Origin of the sequence: uncultured Dechloromonas sp. (assembly GCF_945957265.1) — a bacterium.
GTDB lineage: Bacteria > Pseudomonadota > Gammaproteobacteria > Burkholderiales > Rhodocyclaceae > Azonexus.
Map to the genome: position 1 here is coordinate 21,023 of NZ_CAMFKO010000017.1, position 12,883 is coordinate 33,905.

At 61.8% G+C, this 12,883-nt stretch carries 11 protein-coding genes; 10 read left to right on the plus strand and 1 reads right to left on the minus strand.

The window, feature by feature from the left end:
• Nucleotides 1-50: 50 nt before the first annotated feature.
• The 10 genes from Q0P59_RS10695 (at nt 51) to Q0P59_RS10740 (ending at nt 12,548) form a co-directional block, all read left to right on the plus strand.
• Entirely contained in the window at nt 51-1,385 is a 1,335-nt protein-coding gene (locus Q0P59_RS10695; RefSeq protein WP_295006455.1) for a CDP-glycerol glycerophosphotransferase family protein, read from the plus strand.
• A 44-nt stretch (nt 1,386-1,429) separates the two neighbouring features.
• Nucleotides 1,430-6,694, plus strand: a complete 5,265-nt coding sequence (locus Q0P59_RS10700) for a glycosyltransferase (protein ID WP_295006456.1) — start codon at nt 1,430-1,432, stop codon at nt 6,692-6,694.
• A gap of 159 nt (nt 6,695-6,853) precedes the next feature.
• A complete protein-coding gene (locus tag Q0P59_RS10705) occupies nt 6,854-7,549 on the plus strand; it encodes a flagellin (protein WP_295006457.1) in 696 nt (231 codons plus the stop codon).
• A gap of 84 nt (nt 7,550-7,633) precedes the next feature.
• On the plus strand, nt 7,634-8,014 hold the full coding sequence (locus Q0P59_RS10710; RefSeq protein ID WP_295006458.1) for a flagellar protein FlaG: 381 nt from the start codon (nt 7,634-7,636) through the stop codon (nt 8,012-8,014).
• A 41-nt stretch (nt 8,015-8,055) separates the two neighbouring features.
• Nucleotides 8,056-9,426, plus strand: coding sequence for a flagellar filament capping protein FliD (gene fliD / locus Q0P59_RS10715; RefSeq protein WP_295006459.1), 1,371 nt, complete (start codon nt 8,056-8,058; stop codon nt 9,424-9,426).
• Between the two features lie 66 nt (nt 9,427-9,492).
• Nucleotides 9,493-9,900: a flagellar export chaperone FliS gene (gene fliS / locus Q0P59_RS10720; RefSeq protein ID WP_295006460.1), complete on the plus strand. Its 408-nt coding sequence runs from the start codon at nt 9,493-9,495 to the stop codon at nt 9,898-9,900.
• Nucleotides 9,901-9,973: 73 nt separating this feature from the next.
• Nucleotides 9,974-10,240 carry a hypothetical protein gene (locus Q0P59_RS10725; protein WP_295006461.1) on the plus strand — a complete coding sequence of 89 codons (267 nt, stop codon included), beginning with the start codon at nt 9,974-9,976 and terminating at the stop codon, nt 10,238-10,240.
• Complete coding sequence (locus tag Q0P59_RS10730) at nt 10,237-11,397, plus strand: flagellar hook-length control protein FliK (protein WP_295006462.1); 1,161 nt, start codon at nt 10,237-10,239, stop codon at nt 11,395-11,397. The genes Q0P59_RS10725 and Q0P59_RS10730 overlap by 4 nt, the downstream gene beginning before the upstream one ends.
• On the plus strand, nt 11,378-11,671 hold the full coding sequence (locus Q0P59_RS10735) for an EscU/YscU/HrcU family type III secretion system export apparatus switch protein (RefSeq protein WP_295006463.1): 294 nt from the start codon (nt 11,378-11,380) through the stop codon (nt 11,669-11,671). Before Q0P59_RS10730 ends, Q0P59_RS10735 begins: the two co-directional genes overlap by 20 nt.
• An 82-nt stretch (nt 11,672-11,753) precedes the next feature.
• Nucleotides 11,754-12,548 carry a flagellar brake protein gene (locus Q0P59_RS10740; RefSeq protein WP_295006464.1) on the plus strand — a complete coding sequence of 265 codons (795 nt, stop codon included), beginning with the start codon at nt 11,754-11,756 and terminating at the stop codon, nt 12,546-12,548.
• Here the strand turns inward: Q0P59_RS10740 and fliE are convergent.
• On the minus strand, nt 12,545-12,868 hold the full coding sequence (fliE, locus tag Q0P59_RS10745; protein ID WP_295006465.1) for a flagellar hook-basal body complex protein FliE: 324 nt from the start codon (nt 12,866-12,868) through the stop codon (nt 12,545-12,547). The two genes, Q0P59_RS10740 and fliE, sit on opposite strands and share 4 nt — an antisense overlap.
• Nucleotides 12,869-12,883: the final 15 nt, after the last annotated feature.

Sequence of the window (12,883 nt, forward strand, 5' to 3'; positions counted from 1 at the left end):
CACCCAGACAATTCACGTTTTTCCATACCGATGGCTGCGAACGACAGACGGTGGAGCCGATCGCCGACGAGGCGGCACGACGCGGCTACGCCGTTCGCTTCACGGAAGACATGGGGGAACGAGCCGACATAGGCGTCTATTGCCAACACGCCTGCCGGCCCAATGCCAATTTTTCCGTCATCACCCTGCACGACCTCGCGCAACGGCATGACATCTGGCCACGCTTCTGGCAGACCGAGCCGTGGAACGACTTCGATATCGGCCTGGTGCCCGGTGAAACCTGGGTAGATCGCTGGCAATCGCAGGCCGACTTTCCGGTTGCACGCCCAAGACTTGGCCTCTTCAATCTCGGCTGGCCGAAAGCCGATCTGGTCTTTCGCAGCCGCACTCGCTTTGCCGAGGCGGCCGCCGAACTACGCCAGAAGCTGGGCTTGCAGCACGAACACTCCGTGCTGTATGCCCCGTCCTGGGAAAACGACGGCAAGCAGGACGATTTCGTCAAAGCCTTGAGCGAGTTGCCCGTCAACCTGTTGCTCAAGCAGGCCCCGTGGTCCAATGACTATCCGATGGTCCTCGAAAGCATACGGGCCATGAACGCCCTTCATCGGGGTTGCGCACCCAATGTCCACATCATCGACCCCGATGTGAGCATCATGTATTGCCTTGGCCTGGCCGACGTTCTCGTCTCGGACGAATCCAGCGTCCTCACGGAGGCCCTGTTGCTCGACGTGCCGGGTGTCGCGGTTGTCGACTGGCTGATTCCCGACCGCATTCCTTCGCGCTTTGCCGAAGTGCCCTACGATTACGTCATCAAGACGCAGAAAGCCGATTTGCGGCAAACCGTCCAGGAAATTCTGGCTGCGCCCGCCGCCTACCGCGCAGCCACCGCCCAGGTGAAACACCAGCAATTCAGCAACCTCGGGCAAAGTGCAAAAGCCATTGTCGACACTATCGAGGCCGCCCTTGGCGGCCATCCGCTTCCCTATCCGCCTTGCGCACCGCGCGTCGACCTGGATCGCCAGCAGTTTCGACTGGCGGAAGCCCTGATCCAGCAGGGAAAAGCAAGCGAAGGACTGCAGCAACTCTTCGCCATGGCCAATGCCGGGACCGCATGCTGGGAAGTGTTCAACTATCTTGGCTTGCTGGCCTACGATGAAGGCAAGATCGACGATGCCGCGCTTTTCCTGGAAGTCGCTGCCGACCGCGCCCCCGATCCACGAGCACCGCTGGCCAACCTCATCGACCTCCAGTGCGGCCGACAAGACCGTGAGAAGGCACTCGCGGCACTCGGCGCCTACATGCAGCAAACCGCCACCTCGCCGCAGCTCTTCAAGGCCATCCAGGTCTTCCTGCATATGCTGAACGCCCCGTCGGCAGCCCACTAGCAGCCTGACAGCCAACAACCTACCAGCCCTCATCCGAATCCGCCATGAAGCATACCTACGACACCCAGAGGAATCTGTGGACCCGCCCCGACTTTTCCGGGATCGCCTATTCAGACGGCTCCGAAATCGAGGCCCGCTTGTTGCAGGTCATGCGCTCGGTCAAGGACAAATCCGTATTCTCCATTGAGTTGGCGTCGCATATCAGTGACTGGGCAAGCGAATACCACCTGACGGCCAGCCGGCACTGCCTGATGCGGCCGATCCCGTTCGAGGCAGGCCAGAGCGTGCTGGAACTCGGTTGCGGCTGCGGTGCCATTACCCGCCACCTGGGGGAGCTCGGCCTGAATGTGACGGCCGTGGAAGGGGGTGCCAAGCGTGCCGAAATTGCTGCCGAACGCGTGCGCGACCTTCCCGATGTCAAAGTGGTTTTCGACGACCTGGTGCAATTCCAGTCCGACGAAAAATTCGACTGGGTCACATTGATCGGCGTTCTCGAGTATTCACCGATGTTCGCCCCCGGAGACGACCCGGTCAGCGCCTACCTCAAGCAGGCGCTTTCCTACCTGAAGCCGGGCGGCCGACTGGTCATCGCCATCGAGAACCAGTTGGGGTTGAAGTACTTCAACGGTTGCGGCGAGGACCACGTCAACCTCCCGTTTTTTGGCCCCCAGGGCCTGTATCAACGCGGAGGACCGGTCACTTTCGGCAAGCGGCAGCTGAAAAAACGTTTGCTCGATATCGGCTTTTCCGGGGTGGATTTCTTCTACCCCTACCCGGACTACAAGATTCCTCAGGCGATCATCTCCGAATCCGCCTTCATGACGCCGGAATTCAAGGTCGCCGACATCTTGTTGCGCATGGATTCCAGAGACTATACCGGACGTCCCTTCCGTCTCTTTTCCGAGCAACTGGTTGCCCGCGAACTGGAGGACAACGGCGTCCTCTCGGATTTCGCCAATTCCTTCCTGCTCATCGCCCGTCAGACCGATCCGGTTGCTGCGCCCCCCGACGAAGCCATTGCCTGGTGCTTCAGCCTCAACCGTTTGACGCGCTACAAGACGGAAACGACCTTTCACGTATCCGGCGAACGGATCGAAGTCAGAAAAAACCGCGCCGCCCCTCCGCACCTGAGGCAATCGGTCCCCCCCGGCAAGATCACGCACCACCTGGGCAACGCGCTTTATCATCGGGGGCGGCTGCAAGCCTGGCACCTCCTCAAGGCCAAGTTCCGCCCCTACAACGAGGCCGAACTGGCTGCCGCCTTCTTGCCGCATGCCCGCTACCTGCTTGATCGAAGCGAGCAAACCCCGGGGAGCAACCCGGCGCTTCTGGAGTCGTGGCTAACCGCCGGCACACTGCTCGACCTGACGCCTTTCAACGTCATCGAAACCAGCAACGGCCCACAAGAAATCGACATGGAATGGGAGGTGCCCGGACAAGTCCCAACCGGATGGGTTCTTCTGCGCAGCATAGCCAATTCCCTGATGCTCGGCATGACGCCGGACGAAGCAGAACAGACGACCCTGGGCGGACTGACCCAAAAGATTCTGGCCGGACTGGGAATGCAGTACGCTCCGTCAAGCTTCAGGCAGTGGGCCCGGCTTGAGCAGGAATTCATCGAATCCGTTTGCGGCGTAAAAACCCGCCTGCTCCCCCCCGACATCTCGATCTCCCAACTCAGCTCCTACCGCAAGCTCGACATCGACCGCTGGGGCACCCAGCATTCCACGCCAGGCGGCCGAACTGCACCGCCCAAACAGATTGTCGCATCGGATGTGCAGTCGCCCGACCCCTTGACGCCAACCGGACATGTCGCGGTAAGCGCCGTGGTCATGTGCTACCAGCAACATGACATCGTTCAGCGCACCCTGCAAAGCCTGCTGACCCAGGACTATCCGATTGACGAAATCATCGTCAGCGACGACTGCTCGACGGACGGAACGATCGAGATGATTCTGGCGATGGAGCCACAGCTGCGCCAGCGCTGCAACAATCTGCTCATCCGCCAAAATCCGAAGAACCTGGGCATCGTCGGACACTTCAACGTGCTTTTCGAACAGGCCCGCAACGAATTCATCGTCTATTTTGCCGGTGACGACATTTCGGAACCGCAGCGTGTCCGCCGCCTCGCCGAACACTTCCGCAGCCAGGATCGTCCGCGCTATTACCTGATCCACAGCGATGTCCGGATGATCGATGACGCCGACAATCCCGGTGACGTCCTCAAACCACCGGTCATCACCGGTCGCCTCGACCTCATGGAAACGGCACTGTCGGCGAGCCTTCACATTGGCGCCACCGCCGCATTTACCCGTGCGCTGTGGGCCGACTACGGAGGCTTCGAGGAACGCTGGGTATACGAAGATCTGATCCTGGGCTGGCGCGCCGCCATGCACGGCCATTATCACTATCTTCCGGAGCCCCTCCTGCGCTACCGCGCGGGTGGCGTCACCTTTAAGAACATGTCGCCTGAAAAACAGCGGCGGCATCTGCTCTCGCTGTATCGCCAGCGCCTCATCGACACGAACGTCGCCGAAGCTGCAGGCCTGAGAACCGACTTGGGCGACGTACGCTACCGTCTTTCGGTCAACCTCAATGCGCTGGAATCGTCGCAAGCGGTCTCCGAATTCGATCTTTCCTACGTCCAGTGGCGGGCCGCGCGACAAATCCTGCCCGAGGACTTGCGCCAGATAGGCCAGGAGCTGTCGACGCTGGCGGACAACGCCCCCCGATTCCAGATCGTGATGCGCCTGCCGGCCGATTCGACCCCGGCCCTGGCCGACACGCTGGACGCGCTGAACGGTCAATATTATCCCCATTGGCGCGTCGACCTGGTCACAACCCTGCCCGCCCCGGCAGGGATGGATGCAGTTGCCTGTATTGGATGGCACACGATCGATCCAGCCGTCGATGCCGCCCAGGCAATCAACGCGATTGTCTCGGCCCAACCGGGCGACTGGACCCTTGAACTCCCCCCCGGGGCCCAGCCGGATCCGCTTCTGTTCTGGCGTCTCGCCCGCGAGATTTCCCGAAATCCGGATGCCGTGGCGTACTTCGTCGATGACGACTGCCGCGACCAATTCGGCGAACGTTGTGCGCCGCGCTTCAAGCCGGGCACCAATCCCAGCGCCTTGAAATCCGCCGACCTGGCCGGTCCGCTCTGCATCCGCCGGGACACCTGGCAAGCCATCGGCGGTGCCCCTGTGCAGTCGGGCAGCCCGTGGTTCGCGCAGTTGCTGGGCATTGCCGATCAAGCCGGCTGGCAAGCCATCCGGCACGTGCCAGATGTATTGCTGACCTACCCGAACGCCTTCCCAAGCGATGCGCAAGCCTGCCTGGAAACCCTGATCGCCCATCACGACGCCAAAGGCTGCCCGATCGAAATCGTGCCGAGCACCGAGTGCAGCTGGAACATCCAGCCGCTCCCCGCCGAGATGCCCGCCGTCAGCATCGCGATCCTCTCCTGCGGCCAGGTCGATCTGTTGTCCCGCTGCTTCGACAGCATACTCAGCCAAACCAGCTATCCAAGCGTCGAGATCCTGGTCGTTCTCGATACGCTTAACGCCGACCCCGGCCTCGGCGACTGGCTCGCCACCCAGGAGGCCGGCAGCTTTCCGATTCGGACAATCCGCTCCAGCGAAGCGCAGACTTACGCCGAACGCTGCAATCTCGCCATGCGGGAGGCTCGCCATGAACATGTCGTGCTGATGCGCGAAGAAGCCGTCATCATTCAGCCGGCCTGGCTGGAGGAATTGACCAAAACCTCGATGGAAAGCGGCATCGGCGCCGTTTCGCCCCGTATGGTCCTGCCCGGCAGCGGCAACATATCCCACGCCGGCTTATATCGTGGACTGGTCGGCTTGGCCGGTACCCCCGCCGACGAGCAAACCAGGCTTGGCGAACACGGTTATCTGGATACGCTCAGCGGCGCCCGGGACGTAGAGGTGCTGCCGACGGGATGCTTCCTGATCCGGAAAACGGCATATGAAGCATGCGGCGGCATGGATGGCGCCGCCTTCGGCGATCACTTTGCCGAAATCGACCTGTCGCTGAAACTGGCGGGCAATCGCTGGCGTATCGTATTCCAGCCCCTGGCAACCCTGGTTTATGGTGGCGCAACCCCCATCCCCGAACAACTGGGCATGAGTTCGCGGGCAGAGCAAGCCATTCGCGCCAGCAACGCCGAAAGGCTGCTGGTCGAAAAATGGGGAGGAGGCTGCGCAAACACAGGCTACCTGAACCCCAACCTCTCCCTGGCCAAGGGCAAGCCTATCCTCGAAACGGACACCCACCCGCAGTGGCAGTATCTGCCCACGGACAAACCCCGCTTCCTGGCGAGGACACTCCCCAACGGCCAGGGCATCTTCCGGGTTACCGCTCCCCTGCGGGCATTGCGCAAACAAGGCCTGGCTGCCGAATGCGTCTGGGAGCAGGAAGCATCCCGCGAGCCGAGCATCTCCGAACTCGCCCGCCTGGCGCCGGACAGCCTGGTTGTCCAGCACTACGTTCAGGAACGTCAGCTCAAGAGCCTGAACGATTGGTCACGCATCAAGAACCGTCCATTCACGGTCTTTGCAATGGACGATCTGCTGACCAACCTGCCCGCCGACAACTTCATGCGCCAGTTCATGGCCCCCAACAGCCGCGCCTGTCTCAAGTACGCCCTGGACCGTTGCGATCGCCTGGTCGTGTCGACCGATTTCCTGGCCGATTACTACCGCAGCTTCATCAGCGACATTCGCGTTGTTCCGAACCGCCTGGAACAGGAAATCTGGCTGCCACTGACCAGCCGGAAACGCGTCTCGCCCCGCCCCCGCATCGGCTGGGCCGGCGGCACGACCCACCACGGCGACCTGCTTCTGCTCAAGGAAGTCATCGAACAAACCCGGGGCGAGGCCGACTGGGTGTTCTTCGGCATGTGCCCGGATGAAATTCTCCCCCTGGTTGCCGAATTCCACCCTCTCGCCGCCTTCCACGACTATCCGGCGCGACTGGCATCGCTCAACCTGGACATCGCTGTCGCGCCATTGCAGGATCATCCGTTCAATCATGGCAAGAGCAATTTGCGCCTGCTGGAATACGGCGCACTGGGCATTCCGGTAGTGTGCAGCAACTTGACGCCCTATCGCGACAGCCCGGCCTGCTGCGTGCCGAATGACCCGGTCGCCTGGATCGAGGCGCTACGCGAGCGCATTCACGATGCTCCTGCGCGCGAAGCCGAGGGCTTGGCGCTGAAACGCTGGGTACGCCAGCATTACCTGCTGGAAAACCATTTGTCTCAATGGCTTACGGCGCACCTGCCAGGCTGAAACACCAAAAACAAAATTTTTTAATAAAAAGTACTAAAGTTCTTCAAGGAAAGGTCGTTAAGGAACTTGTCAGCGAATTAATCGCCGTACAACCGGGACAACAGAACGCGGTAATGCAAGTAGGTCGCTCCCAGTACCAACATACTTAGGAGAATCAAAATGGCTGTCATCAACACCAATGCCTATTCGCTCAATGCGCAACGCAACGTCGCCAAGAACGACGTCGGTCTGGCTTCCGCCCTTGAGCGCCTGTCCTCCGGTCTGCGCGTCAACTCCGCCAAGGACGACGCCGCCGGTCTGGCCATCGGCCTGAACATGGATGCCTACTCGCGTACGATCAGCTCCCGCATCCGCAACAACTCCGATCAGATTTCGGCCAACCAGATTGCTGACGGCGCGCTTCAATCGCTGGGCGACATCGCCCTGCGCGCTCAGGAACTGACTGCCCAGAAAACCAACTCGCTGCTGGGCACCACCGAAAAGGGCTACATCGACAAGGAAATCGCTGCGCTCGCTACCGCTGCCAGCACCGTCGTTACCAACGCCACCTTCAACGGCACGACCCAGGTCAGCCTGACCTTCACTTCGGCCACCATCGGCACGACCGCTGCCCTGACCTCGATCGCTTCCGCCCGCGCCACGGCCGGTGCCAACATCAACGCCGCCCAGTTCCAGATCGAAGCCGACCGCTCCGCCTACGAAAACCAGATGGCTGCCAAGAGCCGCATCATGGACGCCGACTTCGCGGAAGAAACCGCCCGCCTGTCCCGTCACCAGGTTCTGCAACAGGCCGGCATGGCGATGGTTTCGCAAGCCAACGCCGTTCCGCAAAACGTCCTGGCGCTGCTGCGTTAATCACGGATCTCCCCAATCCGGTAATGGGTGCAGCGGCGGAAACGCCCTGCACCCATTCTGCCATTCACACCGGGAGTACATATCATGAGCATCGGTGCAATTCAGGATAGTGGAAACATGGGAGCGGCTGCCACCAGGCTGCCAGTCAATACGCAGCAAGCCCGACCGACCCAGGCTGCCCCCCAGGCAAACCGGGCGGATAGCGGAAGCGATCAATCCGCAAACCAGAGCCGCCAGGGCGGGTCCCTCTCGGTCGAGCAGGCGGTTGAACGTTTGAAGCAGTTCGTATCCACCGCAGACGCGGATATTAATTTCGCGATCGACAGCAATTCCGGCGTATCGGTTGTGAAGATCGTGGACCGGAGCACCAAGGACATCATCAGGCAAATTCCTTCCGAAGAGGCAATCAGCCTGGCAATGGCCCTGGATAAACTGCAAGGCTTGTTCGTTCGCGAAAAGGCCTGATTTTTGCTTTATTTCAGGGTCTGCAATTAGGAGTATCGATCATGGCAAGCGTATCTTCCCTCGGCGTCGGTTCCGGGCTCGACCTGGAGTCTATGGTCACCAAGCTGATGAGCGCGGAGCGTGCGCCCATCGATGCCCTGACGACAAAGATCACCTCGGCGCAAACCAAGATTTCGCTGTTCGGCACGCTGAGCACCAAGCTCTCGGCTCTGCAGACAGCCGCCGATACCCTGCAATTTCCCAGCCGCCTCGCAGCAACCAAGGCCACCAGCGGCGACACCTCCATTGTGACCGCCACCAGCGCCTTTGGCGCCACCGCGGGAACGTACGGCATCGAAGTCACCCAACTGGCCTCCGCCCAAAAAAGCTTCACCCAGGAATACACCGCCGGCACCACCTTCACCCCCGGCAGCCTCAGCTTCACCGTGGCCGGAACGCCGGCCGCATCGATCGACCTGAACGAGGTCGGGAAAACCAGCTATACGCTGGATGAGGTGCGCGACAAGATCAACGCAGCCAAGATCGGCGTCACGGCAACCGTCGTCAATACCTCGAGCGGCGGACAGCGCATGATCCTGACCAGCGACAACTCCGGCGCGACAAACGGCTTCTCCCTCACCTCCGGGCTCACCGCCTCGGGCGGGCAGGCCAACCTGGATGGCGCCAATTTCGACACGACCACGCCGGGCCTGGCCCGCGCGTCGGCACAGAACGGCCTCATCAAGATCGACGGGGTCGAGGTCTCGTCCGCCACCAACGTATTCACGAATATTGCCGGCCTCAGCATTACCGCCAGCAAAGTGAGCACCCCGGGCGTTGCCACCTCGCTCAAGGTGGAAACCGACAACGACAAGGTTGTCTCGGCGGTCAAAGCCCTGGTCGACGCGTACAACGGCATTGCCAGCACGATCAAGAGCAACAGCGCCTACAACAGCGCGACCAAGACGGCGCAACCGCTGAATGGCGACTTCGCGGCCCGCACGATATCTTCCGGCCTATCCGGCACCCTGACCACCGTCCCGGCCGAACTCGCCAGCGCGACCTACAAAACCTTGAGCGAACTGGGCGTTTCCATTACCCAGACCGGTCAGCTGACGCTGGATGAGACCAAGCTCCGGCAAGCGCTCAGCAAGTCGCCCTCGGACACGCTCACCACGCTGCAGGCATACGGAAAGGCATTCAGCGACTCCGCCGGCGGCATACTCAGCAGCGAAGGCGTCCTGACCAAACGGGTCTCCAGCCTTAACGACGCCGTCAAGATATACAAGGACAACCAGGCCTCGCTCGAAGTGCGCATGGTGGCCATTGAAAAACGCTTCCGCGCCCAATTCACCGCCATGGATAAACTGGTCGCCCAGTTCAAGTCGACCAGCAGCCAGCTTACGCAAATTTTCAACAAATCCAGCTCCTGATGACAATCGGGCTTCGCCGATAACGTAAGATAGCCATCCTGTTGCCTCCCTTCGCCTGCCCTCGCCATGTTTTCTGACCCGATTGCCTCCTACCGCCGCATGGACCTCGAGTCCGACGTATTGGGTGCCGATCCGCATCGGCTCATCGTGCTCCTGTTCGATGGCGCAGAGGCAGCCTTGACCAGGGCACAGGCCTGCCTTGCCACCAAGGACATCAACGGCAAGTCCGACGCCTTGGTCAAAGCCATCGAAATCATCAACGACGGCCTTGCCGCCAGCCTGAACACGGAGTCGGGTGGCGAACTGGCAGGCAACCTCAAGGCCCTGTACGACTACATGGTTTCCCGCCTGATTCACGCCAATATCCACATGGACCCGATCGCGGTATCCGAGGTCCAGAAGCTGCTCGGAGAAATTGCCGGGGCATGGCGCGAACTGGGCATCAAGCTCAGACAACCGTCGCAACCGGGCTGAACGCGGGGGTTTCGTCCACATGCTCGCACCGGGAGTTGCCTCGAGACCCGACCTGACCGCCCTCGTTTCGCTATTGACCCAGTTGATAGGGCAAGCCGATGCGGGAGACTGGGAAGCCGTCGTCCTCATGCAACCCGAGGTATGCCTGCAACTGGCTCAACTCGAGCGCCTGTATCAATCACCGGCCGCCGCCAGCACCACCTCGCCTGCGGATCGAACCAGGCTCGCGGAAATCGTCGCCTTGATCAACAAGGCGGAAGCGGTGTGCGCCACGCGCCGCGAGCAGATAGCGCCACTGGTCAATAGCCTGAAAGCGCTCCCCGACTCGATCCAGGCATGATCCCGCCAGACGTCGCCAGCGCGCTGCGACTGCAACTTCCGGATCAGGCACGCATTGCGGCGGAACAGCCGCAGAACCAGCCGGTCGCCTCCATCCAGCGCCTGACCGACGCCTTGACCGACCTGGCGCCTGGCCAGCGCATCATGGCCGAAATACAGGCACTGCTGCCGAACGGCACCTATCGCGCCGTCGTCGCCCAGCGCAACGTCACGCTGGCGCTCCCTTTCTCCGCCAAACCCGGCGACACCCTCGAACTGGAAGTCGCCGAAAGCAACGGCAAGCTAACGCTGGCCTTCGTCGCCAACCGCACGGACAGCGATGTTGCGGCAGCATCGCCCAACGAATCGGTGCCGACCACGCTGAGCCCGGCCGGGCGACTGATCGGCCAGCTCATCGGCAACAAGGAAAACGAAGGCCAGCGGGCAGCCCCCGCGCCACTCAACGGCAGCCAGCCCCTGGTCACCGAGATGCCGGAATCCGGCGCCGAACTGGCGCCGGTACTCAAGCAGGCGCTGACCCAGAGCGGCATGTTCTACGAAGCGCACCAGGCGCGCTGGGTGGCCGGTCAATTACCGACCGAGACCCTGAAGCAGGAACCGCAGGGAAAACTCCCCGCCGTGGCGCAATTGCCGCATGCACCAGCCCCCGCCGCCACCACCGCCACCGTCGGACCCGATGGCGAAGCGCAAGGCGCGCCGGCGCCCAGCGCCACCAGCCCGATCGGCGCAAGCCTGCCCGCCACCAACGCGCCGGAGCTCAAAGCGGCCGGCAGCCCCATCCCGGAAGGCGTCGCCTCGCTGGTTCGGCAGCAACTGGATGGCTTGGCAACGAACAATTTCGTCTGGCAAGGCCAGATATGGCCAGGCCAGCAAATGCAATGGGAAATTGCCGACAACCCCGAGCGCCAGGGATCGGGAGAGTTGGGCACGGAAAGGGAATGGCAAAGCCGGCTCAAGCTGAGCCTGCCGTCGCTGGGTTCGCTGGATGTCATGCTGCGCCTGCAACCGGGCGGAAAGATAGCCCTGTCGGTGAATGCGGACTCGGACGGCGCCGAGGATCGGCTGCGCGGCAACATCGAGCGGCTGCAACAGCAACTCTCATCGGCCGGCCTCGAGCTTGCCCAGATCGCCATCAGCCATGACCGCGGCAGCGAATGACCCGGTGCGCGAGGCAATCGCCCTCGCCTACAGCCAGACCGATGCAGCCCCCCGGGTGGTGGCCAAAGGGAAAGGGCTGATCGCCGAAAAGATCATTGCGCGCGCCAGGGAACATGGCGTTTATGTCCATGAATCGCCCGAACTGGTCGCACTGCTGACCCAGGTCGACCTGGACGAGCATATTCCGCCGCAACTCTACATGGCGGTTGCCGAACTCCTGGCCTGGCTGTACCGCATCGAACACGGGGAAGGCGCACCGCCACGCGGCGCCTGAGCGAAGCAAGGGCAACGAGAAATGCGCGAAGCGGCGCAATGCTATACCATATTCGCATTTCGCCCGATAGTTACCAAACGGCATGCCTTCAAGCCTCGACGAACAGACGCCGCACGAATTCGAAATTGACCGGTTCGACGAGTACGCCCAATACGCCCTGAATCAGGCGCCGGAAATTCACTACTACCTTGGCCAGTTGGCCAGGCAAGGCGACCTGATCAGCGCCTACCTCGACGACGGGCGACAGAGCTTCCTGACCACCCTGCTGGCGGTGGAGACGGAAAGCGGCGAACTCTTTTTCGACGCCCCCCAATCGCCGGAGCAATCCAGCGCTGCCGTTCAGGCGCAGCAAATCACCTTCATCGTCCGCATCGAACGAATCAAGGTGCAGTTTCGCCTCAACGCACTGCAGGCGACCACCCGCGACAATCGCCCGGCGCTCAAGGGCGCGATCCCGAGCATGCTGCTGCGCCTGCAGCGCCGCGAGCACTTCCGCCTCGAACCGCCGGGCGGGACGCCGATCCGCTGCGGCATCGCCATCGACGGCACGAACACCGGAATCCACCGCCACGACCTGCCCGCCCTCGACATCAGCGGCGGCGGCATCAGCCTGGAAGCGCCGATCGGCCTGCTGGAAGATCTCGAACCCGGAAGCATATTCAAGGATTGCCGCCTGGACATCCCGGACGAGTGCGTCCTGCAGATCAACCTGCAAGTGCGCAAGGTCGTGGAGATATCGTCAGCCAGAGGGCCGCACACCCTCCGCATCGGCTGCTCCTTCGTCGGCGTTCCCGCCATGCGGCAGGGCATGATCGAGCGCTATATCACCCGCATCGAACGCGAACGCACCGCCAGGAATTCCGGCCTGGTCGATTAGACCTGGATGTTCATCACATCCTGGTAGGCGGAAACCAGCTTGTTGCGCACCTGCACCATTTCCTGGAACGACACGCTGGCCGTCTGCAAGGCGATCATGACCTCATGAAGGTTCTGGCTGGTATCGCCGGCGGCAAGTTTTTCCGCCATCTGGTTGGCCTGCTGCTGGGTTTCGTTCACCTTGTCGATGGAGCTCTGCAAAATCTGGGCGAAATCGGAACCGCCGGCAGCCGGTGCCGCGGGCGCTGCGGCCTTGCCGGACGCCTGTGCCGCCGTGGTGCGCAGCGCACTCAACATTTGTTCGATTCCGTTCGTATCCATGATGTGCTCCAACCT

Excerpts from the sequence above, each read along its gene's own strand:
- Q0P59_RS10700 (WP_295006456.1), top strand. The coding sequence starts at position 1,430 with ATGAAGCATACCTACGACACCCAGAGGAATCTGTGGACCCGCCCCGAC.
- Q0P59_RS10705 (WP_295006457.1), top strand. The coding sequence starts at position 6,854 with ATGGCTGTCATCAACACCAATGCCTATTCGCTCAATGCGCAACGCAAC.
- Q0P59_RS10710 (WP_295006458.1), top strand. The coding sequence starts at position 7,634 with ATGAGCATCGGTGCAATTCAGGATAGTGGAAACATGGGAGCGGCTGCC.
- fliD (WP_295006459.1), top strand. The coding sequence starts at position 8,056 with ATGGCAAGCGTATCTTCCCTCGGCGTCGGTTCCGGGCTCGACCTGGAG.
- fliS (WP_295006460.1), top strand. The coding sequence starts at position 9,493 with ATGTTTTCTGACCCGATTGCCTCCTACCGCCGCATGGACCTCGAGTCC.
- Q0P59_RS10730 (WP_295006462.1), top strand. The coding sequence starts at position 10,237 with ATGATCCCGCCAGACGTCGCCAGCGCGCTGCGACTGCAACTTCCGGAT.
- Q0P59_RS10735 (WP_295006463.1), top strand. The coding sequence starts at position 11,378 with ATGACCGCGGCAGCGAATGACCCGGTGCGCGAGGCAATCGCCCTCGCC.
- Q0P59_RS10740 (WP_295006464.1), top strand. The coding sequence starts at position 11,754 with ATGCCTTCAAGCCTCGACGAACAGACGCCGCACGAATTCGAAATTGAC.
- fliE (WP_295006465.1), bottom strand. The coding sequence starts at position 12,868 with ATGGATACGAACGGAATCGAACAAATGTTGAGTGCGCTGCGCACCACG.